Source organism: Sphingomonas sp. Leaf10, from assembly GCF_001421245.1.
In the GTDB taxonomy this organism is placed as follows: Bacteria; Pseudomonadota; Alphaproteobacteria; order Sphingomonadales; family Sphingomonadaceae; genus Sphingomonas.
This window is the reverse complement of record NZ_LMKE01000009.1, coordinates 39791-59758: the sequence shown is the minus strand read 5'-3', so window position 1 is coordinate 59758 and position 19968 is coordinate 39791. Positions and strand designations below refer to the sequence as shown.

Sequence of the window (19968 nt, the reverse complement as noted above, 5' to 3'; positions counted from 1 at the left end):
GGGGAAGTGCGGAGAGGGTAGTGGGCTGGACTGCCCCTCTCCCCGACCCTCTCCCCACGCTGTGGGGAGAGGGAGAAGTTCGCTTACTCCGCCGCCTCGGCCAGTCCGTCATTCTCCTCCAGGCTGCTCAACTCGATGTTGAGGCCCAGCGAGCGCATTTCCTTGACCAGCACGTTGAAGCTTTCGGGGATGCCGGCCTCGAAGGTGTCGTCGCCCTTGACGATCGCTTCGTAAACCTTGGTGCGGCCGACCACGTCGTCAGACTTCACCGTCAGCATTTCCTGGAGCGTATAGGCGGCGCCGTACGCCTGGAGCGCCCACACTTCCATTTCCCCGAAGCGCTGGCCACCGAACTGCGCCTTACCACCCAGCGGCTGCTGGGTAACGAGGCTGTACGGCCCGATCGAACGCGCGTGAATCTTGTCGTCGACCAGGTGGTGCAGCTTCAGCATGTAGATGATGCCGACGGTGACCATCCGGTCGAACTGGTCGCCGGTACGCCCGTCGAACAGCACCGACTGACCCGAGCTGTGCAGCCCTGCCAGCTGCAGCATGTCCGACACGTCGCTTTCACGCGCACCGTCGAACACCGGGGTGCCCATCGGGACGCCCGTGCTGATGTTCTGGACCAGCTCGGCCAGCTGCTCGTTCGACCGCGTGTCGAGGTCTTCGGCATAGTGATCGCCGTAGATCTCCTTCAGACGATCCTTGACCGCCGCCGGCATTTCGCCGCCGACCGCATCCGGGTTCGCCTCGCGCCAGTCGCGCAGCGACCGTGCGACCTGCATGCCCAGGTTGCGCGCCGCCCAGCCAAGGTGCGTTTCGAAGATCTGCCCGACGTTCATGCGCGACGGCACGCCCAGCGGGTTCAGCACGAGGTCGACCGGCGTTCCGTCTTCAAGGAACGGCATGTCCTCCTGCGGCAGGATGCGCGAGATGACGCCCTTGTTGCCGTGACGGCCGGCCATCTTGTCGCCCGGCTGCAGCTTTCGCTTCACCGCGACGAAGACCTTGACCATCTTGAGCACGCCCGGCGGCAGTTCGTCACCACGCTCCAGCTTCTCGCGGCGATCGTGGAACTTGTCGGTGATGCGCTTCACCGCCTCGTCATACTGCGCCTTGATCGCTTCGAGATTGCCCTGCGCCGCATCGTCGGCGACGGCGAAGCGCCACCACTCATGCTTCTCGACGCTGTCGAGCAGGTCGCGGTCGATGACCACGCCCTTCTTCACGCCCTTGGGCGCGGCCGTCGCGGTCTGCCCTTCGAGCATCTCGCGCAGGCGTGACCACGTCGCACGGTTCAGGATGCCGCGTTCGTCGTCCGAGTCCTTCTTCAGGCGCTCGATCTCCTCGCGCTCGATCGCCATCGCGCGCTCGTCCTTGTCGATGCCGTGACGGTTGAAGACGCGAACATCGACGACCGTACCCGACACGCCCGGCGGCAGGCGGAGCGAGGTGTCGCGCACGTCGCTGGCCTTTTCACCGAAGATCGCGCGGAGAAGCTTTTCCTCCGGCGTCATCGGCGATTCGCCCTTCGGCGTGATCTTGCCGGCGAGGATGTCGCCCGGTTCGACCTCGGCACCGATATAGACGATGCCCGCCTCGTCGAGGTTGCGCAGTGCCTCTTCACCCACGTTCGGAATGTCGCGGGTGATGTCTTCCGGCCCGAGCTTCGTATCGCGGGCCATCACTTCGAACTCGTCTATATGGATCGACGTGAACACGTCGTCCTTCACGATCCGCTCGCTGATGAGGATCGAGTCCTCGTAGTTGTAGCCGTTCCACGGCATGAACGCGACGAGCGCGTTGCGGCCCAGCGCCAGCTCGCCGAATTCGGTCGAGGGACCATCGGCGATGACTTCGCCGGCACGGACCACGTCGCCCACCTTCACCAGCGGACGCTGGTTGATGCAGGTCGACTGGTTCGAACGCTGGAACTTCATCAACGTATAGATGTCGACGCCGCTCTCGGTCGCATCGACCTCGCCGGTCGCGCGGATCACGATACGTGCCGCATCGACCTGATCGACCACGCCGGCACGCTTGGCTGAGATCGCCGCGCCCGAATCGCGCGCCACGGTTTCTTCCATGCCGGTGCCGACGAACGGCGCTTCCGCCTTCACCAGCGGCACCGCCTGGCGCTGCATGTTCGAACCCATCAGCGCGCGGTTGGCGTCGTCGTTTTCCAGGAACGGAATGAGCGACGCGGCGACCGACACCAGCTGCTTCGGGCTGACGTCCATCAGCGTGACGTTTTCGGGCAGCGCCATCAGGAATTCGCCGGCCTGACGCGCCGACACCAGTTCCTCGGCGAAGCTGCCGTCCTCGTTCAGCGCTGCCGACGCCTGCGCGACGGTGTGCTTCTGCTCTTCCATCGCCGACAGGTACACGACCTCGTCCGACACCTTGCCGTCGATGATGCGACGGTACGGGGTTTCGATGAAGCCATACTTGTTGACGCGGCTGAAGGTCGCGAGGCTGTTGATCAGACCGATGTTCGGGCCTTCCGGCGTTTCGATCGGGCAGATGCGGCCATAATGCGTCGGGTGAACGTCGCGGACTTCGAAGCCCGCACGTTCCCGGGTAAGCCCGCCCGGCCCGAGCGCCGAGACGCGACGCTTGTGCGTCACTTCGGACAGCGGGTTGGTCTGGTCCATGAACTGCGACAGCTGCGACGAACCGAAGAATTCGCGAACGGCAGCGACGGCCGGCTTCGCGTTGATCAGGTCGTTCGGCATGACCGTCGATACGTCGACGGACGACATGCGCTCCTTGACCGCACGCTCCATGCGCAACAGCCCGACGCGATACTGGTTCTCCAGCAGCTCGCCGACCGAACGGACACGACGGTTGCCGAGGTTGTCGATATCGTCGACTTCGCCCTTGCCGTCCTTCAGGTTGACCAGCGTCTTGACGACTTCGAGGATGTCCTCGCTGCGCAGCGTGGTCACCGTGTCCGGCGTGTCGAGGTCGAGGCGCATGTTCAGCTTCACGCGGCCGACGGCCGACAGGTCGTAGCGCTCGGGATCGAAGAACAGGCCGGCGAACAGCGATTCGGCGGTTTCCAGCGTCGGCGGTTCGCCGGGGCGCATCACACGGTAGATGTCCGACAGCGCCTGTTCGCGCTCCTCGGCCTTGTCGACGTTCAGCGTGTTGCGGATCCACGGGCCCGTCGACACATGGTCGATGTCGAGCAGTTCGATCCGCTCGATCCCAGCCTGGTCGAGCAGTTCGAGATTCTCGGCCGACACTTCGTCGCCGGCTTCGATATAGATCTGGCCGGTCGTCTCGTTGATCAGGTCATAGGCGCTGTAGCGGCCGAAGATTTCCTCGGTCGGAATCAGCAGGTCGGTCAGGCCGTCCTTGCCCGCCTTGTTCGCCAGACGCGGCGAAATCTTGGTGCCGGCCGGGAACACGACTTCGCCGGTGTTCGCATCGACGATGTCGAACGACGGCTTCTGACCGCGCCAGTTTTCCGGCGCGTACGGAATGCGCCAGCCGCCTTCGCCACGGACGAAGGTCACGCGGTTGTAGAAGTGGTTGAGGATGTCCTCGCCGGTCATGCCCAGCGCATAGAGCAGCGACGTCACCGGCAGCTTGCGCTTGCGGTCGATACGGACGTTGACGATGTCCTTGGCGTCGAATTCGAAATCGAGCCACGACCCGCGATACGGGATCACGCGGGCGGCGAAGAGATACTTGCCGCTGGCGTGGGTCTTGCCGCGGTCATGGTCGAACAACACGCCCGGCGAGCGGTGCATCTGCGACACGATCACGCGCTCGGTGCCGTTGATGAAGAAGGTGCCGTTCTCGGTCATGAGCGGCATGTCGCCCATGTACACGTCCTGCTCCTTGATATCGAGGACCGACCGCGCCTCGGTATCGGCGTCGACCTCGAACACGATCAGGCGCAGGGTGACGCGCATCGGCGCCGCATAGGTGATGCCGCGCTGACGGCATTCCTCGACGTCGAACTTGGGATCTTCCAGTTCGTAGGTGACGAAGTCCAGCTCGGCGGTGCCGGCGAAGTCGCGGATCGGGAATACCGACCGCAGCGTCTTTTCCAGGCCGGAGACATAGCCGATCGACGGGTCGCTGCGCAGGAACTGTTCATAGCTCTCGCGCTGAACCTCAATCAGGTTCGGCATCTGCACCACTTCGTGGATGTCGCCGAACACCTTGCGGATGCGGCGCTTGTGCGTGCCGGTTGCGGTTGCCTTGGTCGCCATGGGGTCGTGGGCCTCGCTTGCAGTCAAATCTCGTGCCCGGTTGCCACCGGGCTGGCGTGCGATCGGGACGACGAAAGCCGCGTCACCCATGATGGGCCGCAGCTGATCGAGCGTCCTGGAATGGCGACAGGCCCATACATGCAATGCGTTGCGCGACGACGCATTCTTTCCCGGTCCTGAAGCAAGGCTGCGATATAGAAGCGGGGGCGGGGTGTGTCAACGCGGGCCAGCGGTTGTTTCGACTGGGCGTGGAACCAACTCGTTTCGTCGCAATGGCGGCCTGGGCGGGCTGACAGGTACTGCGAAAGCCCGGTTGAGGGCGGGCATGAAGTTCCAGCTTTCGTGCGCGGCGATCGTCGCGAGTCTCGCCGTACCCGCCGCCGCGCAGCAGGCCAATCCCGGTGGATCGATCCCGATCTACGACATCACGCCGCAGGTCGTGCCGACCCCGGTGCCAACTTCGACGCCAACCGCAACGCCCACGCCGACGCCGACCCCGCGCGTCACTCCGGCACCGCGCCCGACGGCCACCCCGACTCCGGTCGCGACACGTCCCCGCGTGACACCTTCGCCAACTTCCACCCCGTTGCCCGTCGCCCTCCCGACCGCCGCTGCGGCGCCGGCCCCGGCTCCGGCCCCGGCGGCGACTTATGTCGGCCCGCAGGTCCTGCCTACCCCCGAACCGACCGCGACCCCCGAACCCGCCGCCGCACCGGCACCCACCTCGACCCCGGAAGCCGCCCCGGCCCAGACCGGCGACGCGTTGCCATGGTGGCTGTGGTTCCTCGGCGGGATCGTGGTCGCCACCGGTGCCGCGCTGCTTTTCACCCGCCTCCGCCGCAACCAGGCCGCCGTCGTCGAAGACATCGAGCCGGTCGCCCCGGTCCCGGTGCTGCCCCCCGAACCGGTGCCCCCCCCGCCACCGCCGCGCCCCGTCGCGCGACCCGAACCGGTAGTCCCGCCGCCCGCCCCGGTCGCACCGGCCCCGGGACCGTTCCTCGAATTCCAGCTCGCCCCGCTGCGTGTCGCGATGGAGGGGGACCGGATCCTGCTCGATTTTGACCTGACCGTCGGCAACCCTTCGGAGACGCCGGTGCCCGAGGTCCGCATCGCGACGATGCTGCTGACCGCCCATGCCGAACAGGACGAAGCGATCGCAACCTTCCTCGCCAACGATGGCAAGCGCGGGCTGGACCCGTTCGCGCTGGGTGCGGGCGAGCGCCGTCACCTCGAAGCGACGATGACCCTGCCGCGCGTGGCGGTGAATATCGTGACTGCCAAGGACCGCCCGTTCTTCGTGCCGATGATCGCGATCGACGCGCGCTATCGCTGGGAAGACGGCCGTGAATCGCGCACTACCGCCGCCTTCATGGTCGGCCCGACCGCGCCGCAGGGCAAGCTCGCCCCGATCTTTACCGATCGCGGCGACCGGGTGACCGACCGGTTGGAGGTCCGGCTCTATGGACAGGTGCGGCGGACGTGACCTGCCGCGGCATTCCGCTTGGCGATAATCGATATACGCTTTAGCGTCCGGACGGGATCGAATTGGGGGCGGCATGGGGCGGCGGGACCGGATATTGCGACTGACGCTCGGCGTGCTGCGGCTGCTGCTCGCGCTCAACATCCTCTTTGCGGTCGCCCTGCTGCTGGCGGCGCTGGCCAGCCTGCCGCTGCACGACATGCTCGCCGCGCGGATCGCCGCGAAATATCCGGGTATCGACGTCGAGCGCGTGGTCGGCGGAATCCGGGCGCTGCTGTTGCTGGGCGTCGCGGCGGCGGTGCCGGCGCACGTCATCTTCTCGCGATTGACCGCCGTGATCCGTACCGTGCTGGCGGGGGAGACGTTCGCGTCGCCCAACGCCCGGCGGGTGCGCGCGATCGGCTGGGCGCTGCTCGCCATCCAGCTGCTCGACATTCCGCTGTTCGTGATCCTGCCGCGTTTCGCCGGGACCGGGGTCGGGCTGGACGGTTCGTCCTTCTCGATCGGGGGCTGGTTGTCGGTGCTGGTCGCGTTCGTGCTGGCGCGGGTCTTTGCCGAGGGCGCGGCGTTGCGTGAGGATCTGGAGGGGACGGTCTGATGGCGGTGCTCGTCCGCCTCGACGAAGTATTGCTCGCGCGGCGCATGACGCTGACCGAACTGGCGCAGGCGGTCGATATCACGCTCGCCAACCTGTCGATCCTGAAGACGGGCAAGGCGCGGGCGATCCGCTTCACCACGCTCGATGCGATCTGCCGCGTGCTCGAATGCCAGCCCGGCGACATTCTGGTCCATGCCGATACGGCAGAGGAAACCGATGCCGACGACTGATTTGCAAAAAGGGGGACCGACGATGCGTATCATGAAGCGGCTGTTGCTGGGGGCGGCACTGGCCGTGCTGCCGGTGATGGCAACCAATGCGGCGGCACAACCGCGCCCCGCCGCCGCTCCGGCCAAGCTGGCCATCGACATGCGCTATTTCACGCTGCCCAACGGGCTGAAAGTGGTGCTGTCGCGCGACACGCTCGCCCCGACCGTCACCGTCGGCGTCTATTACGGCATCGGTTTCCGCGTCGAACCGCGCGAGCGCACCGGCTTTGCCCATCTGTTCGAACACCTGATGTTCCAGGGGTCGCAGAACGTGCCGAAGGGCGTGTTCATCCGCACCATCAGCAATGCCGGCGGCGTGCTGAACGGCTCGACCCGGTTCGATTTCACCAATTATTTCGAGATCGTGCCCTCGAACGCGCTGGAGCGTATGCTGTGGCTAGAGGCCGATCGCATGGCCCGCCCCGTCATCAACGACACGGTGCTCAAGAACCAGCAGGGCGTGGTCGGCAACGAGGTGAAGGTCAACGTCCTCAACCAGCCCTATGGCACGTGGCCGTGGATCGACCTGCCGATGCTGGCCAACACCAACTGGTACAACAGCCATAATTTCTACGGCGACCTGAAGGAGATCGAGGCGGCGACCGTCGCCGATGCGAAGCAGTTCCAGTCGGAATTCTATCGTTCGAACAATGCGGTGCTCGTGGTGGCGGGCGACATCGACTATGCCCAGGCCGAGGCGATGGTCCGCAAATATTTCGGTCCGCTGCAAAAGGGGCCGCCGGTCAAGCTGCCCGACCTGACCGAACCGCGCCAGACGGTGGAAAAGACCCGCAGCCGCGTCGATGCGCTGGCGCCCAAGCCCGGCTGGGCGGCGGGCTATCACATGCCGCCGCGCGGCACACCCGAATGGTATGCGATGGGCCTGATCGACCAGATGCTGGTGCAGGGCGACGACAGCCGCCTGTCGCGTAAGCTGGTGGCGGAAACCGGCATCACCGGCGACCTGTCGGGCGGCATCAACGCCTATCTGGGCAACATGTACAATTATAACGGCCCGATGCTGTGGGCGTTCAACTTCACCCACGATCCCAAATTCACCGACGCGCAGATCCGGCAGGCGGTCGACGGGGTCGTCGAACAGCTCCGCACGACGCCGGTGACCGCAGCCGAGCTCGACCGGGCACGGACCAAGCTGCGCTCCGACCTCTATTCGTCGGTCGACGGTGGCATGCGGACCGGATTGATCGATCTGCTCGCCGTCTATGCGCTCTTCGACAATGATCCGCAGGCGGTGAACCGGATCGAAGCGGGTTTCGCCAAGGTGACCCCCGCGCTGATCCGGAAGACCGCGCAGGAATATCTCCGCCCGACCAATCGCTCGATCTACACCATCGTGCCCGGCAATGCCGCAGCCCAGGGAGCCAAGTGAGATGCGCCGTTCGATCCTTCTCGCCGGTCTCGCGCTGGTCGCCACGCCGCTCGCCGCGCAGACCCAGCCGCCGGCCCTGCCCGCGCCCGAGATCGGCGCGCCCAAGCCGTTCAGCGTGCCGGCCTCCGAAACCTACACGCTGCCCAACGGCATGGGCGTGACGCTGATCCCCTATGGCAATGCGCCCAAGGTCACGATCGTGTTGCAGGTCTATGCCGGCAACCTGGAGGAAGGCCGCGATCCGTCGCTCGCCGATCTTACCGGCAGCATGCTGAAGGAAGGGGCGGGCAGCCGCGATTCCTCCGCGCTCGCCACTGCTGCCGCCGGCATGGGCGGCAATCTGGGCGTGCGGGTCGGTTATACGGGCACGTCGATCAGCATGAGCGGCCTCAGCGAATTCGCACCGCAGGCGGTCGCACTGATCGGCGATGTTGCCCGCCGTCCGACCTTTCCGGCGGGCGAGTTCGATCGCGTCAAGGCGAACAGCGCCCGATCGCTGACCCAGTCGCTGGCACAGCCGGGGATGCTCGCCGACTATGCGCTGGCCCGCGCGACGTACGGCGACCATCCCTATGGCCGTATCCTGCCGACGCCGGCGCAGCTGAACGGCTACACGCTCGATCAGGTGAAGCGCTTCTACGCCACCAATTTCGGTGCCCAACGCGCACGCCTCTATGTCGCGGGACGCTTCGATCCGGCGCAGGTAAAGGCGGCGGTGCAGCAGGCGTTCGGTGACTGGCAGAAGGGACCGGCGCGTCTGTCGCTGGTCCCGACCGCGACGCCGGGCCCACGCGTTGTGCTGGTCGATCGGCCGGGCGCACCGCAATCGACGATCCGGCTCGATTGGTCGTCGCCGCTGGCCGGCAGCGACGGCGACATTCCGATGCGCGTCGCCAATGCACTGCTCGGCGGCAGTTTTTCGTCGCGGATCACGCGCAACATTCGCGAGGACAAGGGCTACACCTATTCACCGGGATCGGGAATCGGCCAGCGCCCCGGCGACGCCCGCTGGACCTTCGATGCCGACGTGACGACGGCGGTGACCGGACCGTCGCTGAAGGAAGTGTTTCACGAAATCCGCACGTTGCAATCGACCCCGCCGACCGATGTCGAGGCGGCGGGCATGCGCAGCTACAATGCCGGGCTGTTCGTACTACGTAACTCGGACAGCGCATCGCTGATCGGACAGCTCGCGACCCGCGACGCGCTCGGCCTCCCGGCCGACTGGCTCGACCGCTACGTTCCGGCGACGATGGCGGTCACCGACGCGCAGTTCAGCAGCGCGATCAGGGACAGCCTGCCCCTCGACAAGTTCACGCTCGTCGTGGTCGGCGATCTCGCCAAGGTGAAGCCGCAACTCGACGCGCTGCCCGAGTTGAAGGGCGTGCCGGTGCAGACGGTGACGGTTCCCTGAACCGGGATGCCGGGGCGGTGCGACCCGCCCCGGCGTTACCGGGTGACGACCGGGGGTGGCGGCGGCACGTCAGCACTCGCCGCTGCCTCGGGCGGTCGGATCGCAAAGCGGACCCGTTCGATGCAGCCACTGGCACCGGTCGTCGACGGTGCGCGACGCGCGGTGCGGACCACCTGCATCGCTTCCCGACCGAAATCCTCGGCCGGCTCGCTTGCCAGCACGCGCGTGTTGCCGACTTCGCCCCACGGGGCGACATCGAACTGGACGACCGCCCATCCTTCGATCGAACGGCGGTTCCACGGCTGCGGGTAGTTCATCCGCGGTTGCTGGACCCATGGTGCGGCCGGGCAGTGCGGCGTCGGACCGAACGAATCTTCCGATGGAGCGGGTGGCGCTGCGATCCGGAGCGGGCCACGCCAATAGGGGTACATGCAGCCGGTACGCGCACCTGCGACGAATCGCGATTTCGCGACGGCCTTGCGCGATGCCGCATCCAGTGCTGCGTCGCCGGTACCGGCAACGGTTTGCACATTGATCGGGCGACCCTTTTTGTCGAGGTCGTAGCCGGTCATCGACCATTGCCGCTCGCCCGGCGTGCCGGGAAGCTTTTCGAAATCCGGATAGGCGCGCAGCAGTTCCGCCGGATGCGGCCGACGCCGACAATCCGTATCGGGTGGCGTGATCCGATCCCAGCCTTCGGGGGGCAACTGGCCACTGCTTTGGTCTAGCGAATAAGTCATCAGGTCGGTCCGGTCGGCCATCGCGAGTGGAGCCAGCTCGATCGTGAAGTCGATCGCGCAGTCGTTTCGCGGACTGCCGGACGCGAACTGCGATGCGGCGAAGGCGGGGATGAGATCGCTGCCGAACGGAATATAATCGCCGCCGCCCTCCCGCTTGATCGACAGCGGCCGGCCGCTCGCATCGATGCGGAAGCGTAAGGTGGTCATCTTCAGCGGCACTTCGGCCCATGCCAGCTCGGGGCGCGACCGGACCAGTCGTACCGGATCGATGACGGTACCGCCGCATCGGACCGGGCCGGCCTCCCATTGGGCCAGACGTTGCTGGGGCGGCGGCGGTACGACCGAAGTGGTGGCTGCCGTCAGGAACAGCGCGAGCGAAGCGATTGCCATGCAGCGAGGATGCGGGCGTTTTATGACCTGCGCAAGTCGTCGCGGCTTCGGGTTACCGGATGGCGCGGGGGGCATCCAGTGGCGAGGGCGGAAACGAAAAAAGGGGCGGTCCCCGTTCGGGGCCGCCCCTTTTCCTTACCGTGTAAGCCGGGATCGAAGTGAATTCGATCCTGTCGGTCGGGCCGTTCGGCCCGCCGGCCGGCCTTAACGGAGATAGCGGAGCCTTGGCTCCGCTGTCCCGTCTGCGGCTTACTTGACTTCGACGGTTGCGCCGGCGCCTTCGAGCTGCGCCTTGATCTTGGCGGCTTCGTCCTTGTTCACGCCTTCCTTGACGGCCTTCGGAGCGCCTTCGACCAGCGCCTTGGCTTCGGTCAGGCCGAGACCGGTGATGGCGCGGACTTCCTTGATGACGTTGATCTTCTTGCCGCCGTCGCCGGTCAGGATGACGTCGAATTCGGTCTGCTCTTCAGCAGCCGGGGCAGCGGCGCCACCGCCAGCGGCCGGAGCGGCAGCAACGGCAGCAGCGGCCGAAACGCCCCACTTTTCTTCGAGCAGCTTCGACAGTTCAGCCGCTTCGAGGACGGTCAGTTCGCTCAGCTGTTCGACGATCGCGTTCAGGTCAGCCATGATATTCTCCGTAAATCAGATAGGGGTAAATTGGTCGGAAGCCGCCGATCAGGCCGCGTCCTTCTCCGCATATGCCGACAGGACCCGGGCGATCTGTGCCGCGGGAGCCTGGGTGATGGTCGCCAGCTTCGTTGCCGGGGCAACGATGAGGCCGACGATCTTGGCGCGCAGTTCGTCGAGCGACGGCAGCGAGGCGAGTGCCTTGATACCTTCCGCATCGAGGAGCTGACCGCCCATCGCGCCACCGACGATCTCGATCTTGTCGTTCGTCTTGGCGAAGTCGTTGATGACCCGTGCCGCGGCAACGGGGTCGGTCGACGTCGCCAGCGCCGTCGGGCCGGTCAGCAGGTCGGCGATCACCGCGTACGGCGTGCCTTCGGCTGCGATCCGGGCAAGACGGTTCTTCGAGACCTTGTAGCTCGCGCCGGCGTCACGCATCTTGTTACGCAGGCCCGTCGACTGTGCGACGGTCATGCCGAGGTTGCGGGTGACGACCACCACGCCGACCTCGTTGAAGGTGCGGTTCAGCTCGGCGACGGCTTCACTCTTCTGAGTGCGATCCATGCCGTTCTCCTTAACTGGGGCGGTTCCCGATGCCGGAAAACGCCCGCGTACAATCCGCCCGCCGCGGTTGCAACGAACGGGGCGACAGTCCGTGAAGGGGCATGGTCGCCATGCGAAGGGACCGGGCAGTCGCGCGGATTTCCCATGGCTGGCCCGGCGTGGCGAAAGCTGCGCCCGGCGATATAACGCATTCCCCGCCTCGGCAGGACATTAAGCGGGGAACCCGCACCTGCTGTCTCGGACGGACGTCGGACATGGACGAATCCAGCCACGACGCTTGGCCGCGCGCTTATGCCGGACGGCCGCCGGAGTCAAGCATGGGAAGCGGCTTGACCTTCGGCGGCGACGCTTCATTAGTCTGATAAACCGACGGGGGTCGCATGGTGCGGACGACACTGGAAATCTGTATCGACAGTGTGGCGGGATTCGATGCCGCCATTGCCGGTGGCGCGGACCGGATCGAACTGTGCGGGGCGCTGTCGGTGGGCGGACTGACGCCGTCGCCGGGGCTTGCCGCACTGATCGTCGCGCGGGCGCGGGCGGCCGGGGTCCGGATCCATGCGATGGTCCGGCCACGTGCAGGCGACTTCACCTATTCGCCGAGCGAGGTCGCGACGGCGGTCGCCGATGCGCAGGCGCTGGTCGCCGCCGGTGTCGACGGGTTGGTGTTCGGCGCGGTGCGCGGCGGTGCGATCGACGAAGCGGTCACCCGGGAATGGGTCGCGGCCGTCCGTGCGGTGCGCGGCGACATCGACCTGACGCTGCACCGCGCGGTCGACCTGCTGCCTGATCCGGTCGCGGCGATCGAACCAGCGGTCGAGCACGGCTTTGCCCGCATCCTGACCTCGGGCGGGGCGGTGCGTGCGGTCGATAGCAGCGGCGTGATCGCGGCGATGACGCGCGTGGCGGCGGGGCGGATCGTGGTGATGCCGGGATCGGGCGTGCGGCCGGACAATGTCGCGGCTCTGCTGACGACGACCGGTGCCCGCGAAGTCCATGCCTCGGCCGGGATCGCCGTGCCGCAGGACGATGCGCTGGTCCAGGCGCTGGGTTTTGCCGGTCCGGGACTGGCGCGGACGGATACGATGGTCGTGCGCGCGCTGCGCGCCGCGATCGACGCATAAGGGGAGAGATCGGATGAACTTCATGCCGCTGGGCCGGCGCGCCCTGCTGACCGGAACTGCCGGATCGCTGGCCGCAGCGACGCTGCCGGTGCGGGCGATGGCAGCGCCGCGCGGGACCGAGCCGAGCGGGTTGCTCCACGGCCTTGCCCCGCGCGACGGTCTGTTCGAACGGTTGCCCGTCGAGGACCCGTCGCGGACGCTGCTGGCGCGCGGCTGGCTGTTTCACGAGGGCGATATCACGCCGCCCGCGCCGGTCACTCATGACGATACGTACAGTAATGCCAAGGCCGGCAATGCGCGCGGCGCGGCGGCGATGGATTATGACGACAGCGACTGGACCGACGTAACGTTGCCGCACGACTGGGCATCGGCGCAGGGGTTCGTCGAGACCGCGAACGTGGCACAGGGCTATCGCCCGCGCGGGATCGGCTGGTATCGGCGGACGCTGCGGCTTGACCCCGCGGATCGCGGCAAAAGGCTCGAACTGCATTTCGGCGCGATCGCGACGGCCGCCACGATCTGGATCAACGGCAGCATCGTCGCGCGCAACTTCTCGGGCTATAACGCGATCGATATCGACATGACGCCCTTCGCGCGCTTCGGCGACGAATTGAACGTCATCGCCATTCGGGTCGACGCCAACGCCATGGAAGGCTGGTGGTACGAAGGCGCGGGCCTGTACCGCCATGTCTGGCTGTCGAAACGTCCGCCGGTGTCGATCGCGACCTATGGCGTACATTGCGATCCGCGCCTTGGCAGCGACGGCCGCTGGAGCGTGCCGGTCACCGTCACGTTGAACAGCATCGCCCGCGAGGCGGCAACCGCCAACGTGCTGGTCGACCTGCTCGACCCGGCCGGAAAGGTCGTCACGAGCGCTCGCGGACAAGCTCAGTTGCAACCGCTGGCTGAGGGAGAAGTCGCCCTGTCGCTACCGGTCGATAAACCGCAGCGCTGGTCGATCGAAACGCCGACGCTCTACACTGTGCGCGTAACAACCGACGCGCCGGGCGGAGGCGACGAACGCCGTATCCCGATCGGTTTCCGCACGATCCGCTTCGACGCCGAACAGGGGTTCTTCCTGAACGACAAGCACGTCAAACTGAAGGGCGTGTGCCTGCATCAGGACCATGCCGGGGTCGGCGTGGCGGTGCCCGATGCGTTGCTGGAATGGCGGTTGCAGCGGATGAAGGATACCGGCGTCAACGCCATCCGCTGTTCGCACAACGCGCAGGCACCCGAATTCTATCAGCTGTGTGATCGGATGGGGTTCGTCTTGATGGACGAGAACCGGATATTCAATCCGGCGCCCGAGAATATGGCCCAGCTGGAATGGCTTGTCCGGGCGCATCGCAATCACCCCAGCATCATCCTGTGGTCGGTTTTCAACGAAGAACCGATGCAGGGAACCGAAGCAGGCGTCGAAATGGTGCGGCGGATGGCCGCCCATGTCCATGCGCTCGACGACAGCCGGCCGGTGACGGCGGCGATGAACGGATCGTTCTACGACCCCAAGAACGTGTCGAGCGTCGTCGATGTCATGGGGTTCAACTATTATCAGCGAGAATATGACAAGTTCCACGCGCTGAACCCGGTCAAGCCCAGCACGTCGTCCGAAGACACCAGCGCGTTCATGACGCGCGGAGCGTACACCACCGACAAGGCCGCCCATGTCATGTCGTCGATGGACGACGAGGCTGCACCATGGGGCGCAACCCATCGCAACGCCTGGGCAGAGATTGCCAAGCGTCGCTTCGTCGCCGGCGGGTTCGTGTGGACCGGGTTCGATTATCATGGCGAGCCGACGCCGTTCACCTGGCCGACCATCGCCAGCTTCTTCGGCATCCTCGACCTGTGCGGGTTTCCAAAGACCGCCTACGACATCCACCGCGCGCATTGGATCGACGATCAGCCGGTCGTCGGCGTCGCCCCGCACTGGACGTGGCCGGGCAAGGAAGGGCAGTCGATCGCGCTGCTGGTCACCAGCAATGCCGAACGGGTGCGCGTGGTGCTGAACGGACGGATGATCGGCGAACAGGCGGTCGACCGGATCATGGGCAACAGCTTCACCGTGCCCTACGCACCCGGCAAGCTGGAGGCGGTAGCGCTGAACGGCGGACGCGAGGTCGCGCGGGCGGTACACGAAACCGCAGGCAGGGCGGTCGCACTGCGCCTGACCCCGGCGCGCCGTCAAATACTTGGCGATGCCGAGGACGTGGTCCCGATCACGATCGACGCGATCGACGCGAAGGGGCGGCATGTGCCGACCGAGAACCGCATGACCCGCTTCAAGATCGACGGCGCGACGCTGATCGGTGTCGGCAATGGCGATCCCAACAGCCATGAGAGCGAGAAGGAGCCCGAGCGGTCGCTGTTCAACGGTCTGGCGCAAATGCTGGTGCAGGCTGGTGAGGGACGCGGCAAGGTGACGGTCGTTGCGAGCGCCGACGGGCTGCGGCCGGCGCGGCTGGTGATCGACCGGGTCGCGGCGACCCCGCGCGCGCAGGTCGCGGTGACGCCGCCGGGTGCCTTCATCCTGCAGTGGCGGCGTTCGCCGTCGTTCGCGACCGCGCCCGATCCGGGGCTGATGCCGCCGACCAACGACAATAACAGCTGGGATTTCACGCGCAGCGGCAACACGACGGGGCCGGAGGCGGGCGCGTCGTTCCGCCTGTATCGCGCCACGCTGCCGGTCCGGCGGCGGGTGGTGGCCGATGGGGGCAACATCACCTTTGCCCGGATCGATGGCCGGGCGATCGTCCATGTCGATGGCAGGCAGGTCGCGACCAAGACCGATTTTGCCGCCGCGCCGCTGGTCGCGCCGATCCCGCCTGGGGCCAAGACGATCGCGGTGATCGTCGAGGCGCAGCCGAACACGCGGTCGGGGTTCAACGGGACGGTGCGGGTCGCGCCGAAGGGGTAGGCGGCTGGCCGACTTATCCCCTTCCGTTCGCTTCGAGCGGAGGTTCGAGCCTGTCGAGAACCGCAGTCGAGAAGGGGGTGCCCCAAACGGGGCGTTCTCGACGGACGCTTCTCGACTTCACTCGAAGCTGCTCGAACCGAACGGGGAAAGTACGGGCTCTACCTCACCGGAACGCGCCGATTTCCGCGACGGCGATTGCCGGTGCCGGCACGGCTGGTTGCGGGAAGGCGAAGCGAAGGTAGCGGGCCGGTCGTGCCTTCGGGAAGGGCAGTCGCTGGGTCGCGCGGGCGTAGTTGATGTTCTGGAACTCGCCTTCGCCGCCCGGCGTCCACGTCCTGCCGTCGACGCTGGTTTCGACGCGATATTTCATCGGCGGCGCGGCTTGCGGATCGACATGGCGGGTCGGGGTCAGGGTGAAGCCGGCCAGTGTCTCGTTGCGGCCCATGTCGATCGTCAGCGACGCAGGCGCGGGGCTGGTCCATGCGGTGCGCGGACTGTCGTCGAGGATCGCTTCGCCACCGGGCGCGCTGGCGGCGGTGACCTTCCAGCCCGCACGGTCGACGATGCTGGCGTCGGTGACCTTCAGCGGCGGCAGATCGACCGGGGCGACCGAGCGGAACAACGCAAATTCGCGGAGTGCCGGGCCGGCTTCGGCGGCGACGGTGCGGAACCGCACGCGGCGGGGGCTGATCGGTGCGGGCAAACGGACGAGACGCTGCGGGCCGACCATGTCCTTCTCCGCGACGGTCGTCCACTGGTCGCCGCCGTCCGACACGTCGATCGCGAAGCGGGTGACGCGCAGGCCCAGCGGCAGCCATTCTTGCAACCGCACCGTGTCGAAGCTGCGGCCGGGCGGCAGGTCGAGGACGATGCTGGCGTCCTTCGTCTCCGGAGGAGCGAGCCAGAAGGTGTCGAGGCGGCCGTCATTGACGAATTTCGCCGATGCGCCGGTCAGGTCGGCGCTGGCGGTCGCGACCGCGCCATCGGCCTGGTTGTTGGCAAAGGTTGCACGTAGCGCGTCGCCGAAGGCGGTCAGGCTGGCGACGTCGCGGTCGTGGATACGGCCGCGGCGGTCGGGGGGAAGATTGAGGTGGAAGGTCGTACCGTGACCGATCGAATCGTCGTACATCTCCATGATCTTGCTGGGTAGTTTGACCTTCGCATCCTCATCGGCATGGTAGAACCAGCCCGGTCGGATCGAGACGTTGGTTTCCGCCGGCCACCAGAGTTCGGCGCCGCGGACGCCGGTGTTGCCTTTCGCCTGGTCATAGGGTTCGTTGGGCATGGTCGGCCAGCAGGGGTCGGCGGCATGGCCGTCTTCGTTCCCGACCCAGCGGATATCGGCACCCAGCGGGTCGAAGGTGCAGGCGTCGGGTTGCAGGTCGTGGACCAGCTTCACGATCGACGGCCAGTTATAGTACTCAACCGCATTGATTTTTCGCGTCTCGCGCGCGCCACCATAATAGCCGTCGCCGCCGTTCGCGCCATCGAACCACACTTCGAACAGCTCGCCATAGCGGGTGCACAATTCGGTTAGTTGGGCGCGGTAATAGGTGATGTAGCTGGGCGTGCCGTAATCGGCGCGATTACGGTCCCAGGGGGACAGATACACGCCGAAGTTGATCCCGCCGCGCCGGCACGCCGCCTCCAGTTCTCCGACGATATCGCCTTTCCCCTGTTTATAGGGCGAATTGCGGATGCAATGTTCGGTCAGCATCGTCGGCCACAGGCAGAAACCGTCATGATGCTTGGCGGTCAGGATCAGGCCAGTGAGTTCGCCTGCCTTGGCCGCGGCAACGATCTGATCGGGATCGAAATCGGTCGGGTTGAACAAGGCGGGGTCTTCGTCGCCATAGCCCCATTCCTTGTCGGTGAAGGTGTTGATCGAGAAATGGATGAAGCCGTATTGGCGGCGGTCATGCCATTTGAGCTGGCGTAGCGACGGCGTCGCACCCCAGGCCGGCGGCAGAACGCGGTTGCCGCCGCCACCGGCCGCGACGGTCGTGACCGGGGCAACGCGCGGCGTGCAGGCGGCGGCGCCGGCGATCAGGCTGCTGCCCATCAGGCTGCGACGGGAAAACTTCATTGCTCTGCTCCGGTGGATTCGAGGTCGGGAGAAAGGGGTTCGGGGATCAGCCACGTCTGTGCGATCTGATGACCGCGCCCGCCGCCGCCGATGCCGGACGGGCGATGCCATTCGAGGGTCAGCGCGCCATCGGCGGTGAGGCTTTGCGGGATGGCGGTTTCGACGGTCTCGCGATCGCCGTTGCGCGCGCGGAAGTCGTGGAGTTCGACACCGTCGCCGGTCAGCCGCATCGGCAGGGCATAGTCTTCCCCGGCCCAGCGCGCGATCAGGCGATAGCGGCGGTTCCGCTCCAGCCCGGTATAGGACAGGCGGACCGGGGTTTCGTACAGCCCCTCGGCATAGCTCAGATCGGCCATACGCCAGCCCTGATCGGGGACATGGTCGGCGACGCCGTCGATCGCGCTGGAGAGCGACTGCGGATCGGCGTCGAAGCCGGCCCCACGCACCAGATGCGGTTCGGCGGTCGGATCGCCGAGATCGTCGTAGAGCGCCATATCGCGGCTGCGCCATGGGTCGCCGATTTCGGCGAGGCGGGCGGCGGCGTCGGGATGGGTCAGCGCCTCGGCCATCTCCGCCTCGACGACTTTGCGGTCGTTCAGTTCGATATCGGCGCGGTCGAGATTGGCACCGCGTTCCCAGTGGGAGGCCCCATGGCGCGGCACCGACAATTGCATCCGCGCGCGGTCCCACAGCCGGTCGGCGATGGCGGTCAGCTCGCCACGCAGCGGCGCGACGATCGCCGGTTCGGGGCGGGCATAGGCGAAGCGGGCGGCGGCGACCGTGGCCTGCGCGCCGATCGCGGGGGCCTGTCGCAGCGTCCAGCGGGCCTCGCCTTCGTTCGCCTTTGCGGCGATCAGGCGGTGGCGGACCAGCGCGTCGTAGGTGGCGCGGTAGCGATAGAGGTCGATGCGCCAATCGGCCCATGGCGGGGGGCGCAGGTCGGCGACCAGCCGGGCGGTGGCGTCGATCCCGGCATTGGCCGATGGGTCGCCGTTCCAGTTCGTCTCCAGCGCATGCGGTATGGCGGCGAACGCCATGTCGCCGACGAACATCCGCGCATAGTCGGCGGCGACGGCGTCGGCGGTCGTGGCCGGGTTCCAGCCGAGGCGGAACCACTGGGTCACGTTCCAGTCGTCATTGACGCCTTCGCTATAGGTCACGAAGCCGCGGGTGCCGGGCGCGAGATAGGCGAAGATGCGTGTCGTCGCGGCGGGGCGCGGATTGACCGGCTCGCGACCCTCGGTGAGGGCGAAGGCCGGGTGCCAGTCGGCGATCGGGAATTGCGCGTGCATGGTATGCGCGGTGTCGGGATAGGTCTCGATCGGGTATCGTCCGGCGATGCGGCGGCGATGCTGGGCGATGCTGTCGCGGGTCTGCGGGCCGACGAAGATCGCGGTAAGCCAGCGCGGGTTCTTGCCGAGTTGCACGTGGAAGGCGTTCAGGCCGGCGGCGTCGAACCCCTGTGTCGACAGCAGGACTTCGGCCTTGGCGAAACGCTGGCGGAGCGCGGTGGCGATGCGTTCGGCGACGGGGAACAGCCGGTCGGGGGCGGTGTGACCGGGATCGCCGCCCGGGATGTAGAGCGCGTCGAGTGCGGGGAGCTTGGCGGCGAGGGTGGTGAAGTCGGCGACTTCTGCGTCGGCGCTGCCCGGTTTCGCGTAATCGCGCAGCAACGGGTAGAAGAGCGCGACGTCTAGGCCAAGACGGTGGGTGGCGGCACTGAGCGCGACGAGCGTTTCGGTGGCGGGCAGCGGCGAGAGCGGCGAGGTGACGGCATCGTCGGACACGGGGGCGACGAACTGGATGCGGTTGCCGCCGAGCAGCGCGAAATCCTCGATCCGGCGGGTGAGCATGGGCACGGTCCATGCGTCGTAGCTGTTGTTCTTGGGCCGGTAGCCGATCTGCGTGCCGCGGATCGGCATGGCCGGGGCTTCGGCGACATGGGTCGGGGCGGTCAGGATGAGGTTGTCGAGGTGGCGGAGCAGGTAGCCGGCGGCGTAGAGGCGCGCGCGGGTGGTGGCGGCGCGGATGGTGATTGCGCTGCGGCTGGTGGTGATGGCGAAGGCTTCGGGGCTAGTTTGACCTTCAGACGGGTGAGGGTCAAACCGCTCCCCTCCCTGGAAGGGAGGGGCTGGGG

Annotated in this window: 13 protein-coding genes; 7 read left to right on the top strand and 6 right to left on the bottom strand. The window is 66.7% G+C overall.

All coding sequences use genetic code 11. The features are described 5' to 3' along the window. Nucleotides 1-83 precede the first annotated feature (83 nt). Nucleotides 84-4229 (bottom strand): DNA-directed RNA polymerase subunit beta, encoded by a 4146-nt coding sequence (gene rpoB / locus ASE59_RS08805; RefSeq protein WP_056455322.1) that lies wholly within the window; start codon nt 4227-4229, stop codon nt 84-86. 325 nt (nt 4230-4554) lie between these two features. Between rpoB and ASE59_RS19620 the strand changes: the two genes are divergently transcribed. The 5 genes from ASE59_RS19620 (at nt 4555) to ASE59_RS08775 (ending at nt 9380) form a co-directional block, all read left to right on the top strand. Beyond that, on the top strand, nt 4555-5712 hold the full coding sequence (locus ASE59_RS19620; protein ID WP_156359971.1) for a hypothetical protein: 1158 nt from the start codon (nt 4555-4557) through the stop codon (nt 5710-5712). A gap of 73 nt (nt 5713-5785) precedes the next feature. Continuing rightward, nucleotides 5786-6307, top strand: coding sequence for a DUF2975 domain-containing protein (locus ASE59_RS08790; protein WP_056455196.1), 522 nt, complete (start codon nt 5786-5788; stop codon nt 6305-6307). Next, nucleotides 6307-6537: a helix-turn-helix domain-containing protein gene (locus ASE59_RS08785; RefSeq protein ID WP_056455194.1), complete on the top strand. Its 231-nt coding sequence runs from the start codon at nt 6307-6309 to the stop codon at nt 6535-6537. The genes ASE59_RS08790 and ASE59_RS08785 overlap by 1 nt, the downstream gene beginning before the upstream one ends. 22 nt (nt 6538-6559) lie before the next feature. Beyond that, nucleotides 6560-7966: a M16 family metallopeptidase gene (locus ASE59_RS08780; protein WP_056455192.1), complete on the top strand. Its 1407-nt coding sequence runs from the start codon at nt 6560-6562 to the stop codon at nt 7964-7966. 1 nt (nt 7967) lies between these two features. Continuing rightward, entirely contained in the window at nt 7968-9380 is a 1413-nt protein-coding gene (locus tag ASE59_RS08775; protein WP_056455190.1) for a M16 family metallopeptidase, read from the top strand. Nucleotides 9381-9415: 35 nt separating this feature from the next. On the opposite strand, the gene ASE59_RS08770 is transcribed toward ASE59_RS08775, so the two are convergent. The 3 genes from ASE59_RS08770 to rplJ form a co-directional block, all read right to left on the bottom strand. Continuing rightward, nucleotides 9416-10510, bottom strand: coding sequence for a TonB family protein (locus ASE59_RS08770; RefSeq protein WP_056455188.1), 1095 nt, complete (start codon nt 10508-10510; stop codon nt 9416-9418). 249 nt (nt 10511-10759) lie between these two features. Further along, entirely contained in the window at nt 10760-11137 is a 378-nt protein-coding gene (gene rplL / locus ASE59_RS08765) for a 50S ribosomal protein L7/L12 (RefSeq protein WP_056455186.1), read from the bottom strand. A gap of 48 nt (nt 11138-11185) precedes the next feature. Next, nucleotides 11186-11701, bottom strand: a complete 516-nt coding sequence (gene rplJ, locus ASE59_RS08760) for a 50S ribosomal protein L10 (RefSeq protein WP_055761025.1) — start codon at nt 11699-11701, stop codon at nt 11186-11188. A 380-nt stretch (nt 11702-12081) separates the two neighbouring features. On the opposite strand from rplJ, the gene ASE59_RS08755 reads away from it, so the two are divergent. Further along, on the top strand, nt 12082-12825 hold the full coding sequence (locus ASE59_RS08755) for a copper homeostasis protein CutC (protein WP_056455184.1): 744 nt from the start codon (nt 12082-12084) through the stop codon (nt 12823-12825). 22 nt (nt 12826-12847) lie between these two features. Beyond that, the gene (gene galA / locus ASE59_RS08750; protein WP_156359983.1) at nt 12848-15745 is read left to right on the top strand and encodes a beta-galactosidase GalA; all 2898 of its coding nucleotides are present in this window, start codon (nt 12848-12850) and stop codon (nt 15743-15745) included. Nucleotides 15746-15908: 163 nt separating this feature from the next. Here galA and ASE59_RS08745 read toward each other — a convergent pair whose 3' ends face one another. After that, nucleotides 15909-17831 carry an alpha-L-fucosidase gene (locus ASE59_RS08745; protein ID WP_056455182.1) on the bottom strand — a complete coding sequence of 641 codons (1923 nt, stop codon included), beginning with the start codon at nt 17829-17831 and terminating at the stop codon, nt 15909-15911. Continuing rightward, nucleotides 17828-19968, bottom strand: a 2141-nt coding sequence (locus ASE59_RS08740; RefSeq protein ID WP_162235284.1) for a hypothetical protein, incomplete at its 5' end; no start/stop codon positions are given. The genes ASE59_RS08745 and ASE59_RS08740, both read right to left, overlap by 4 nt.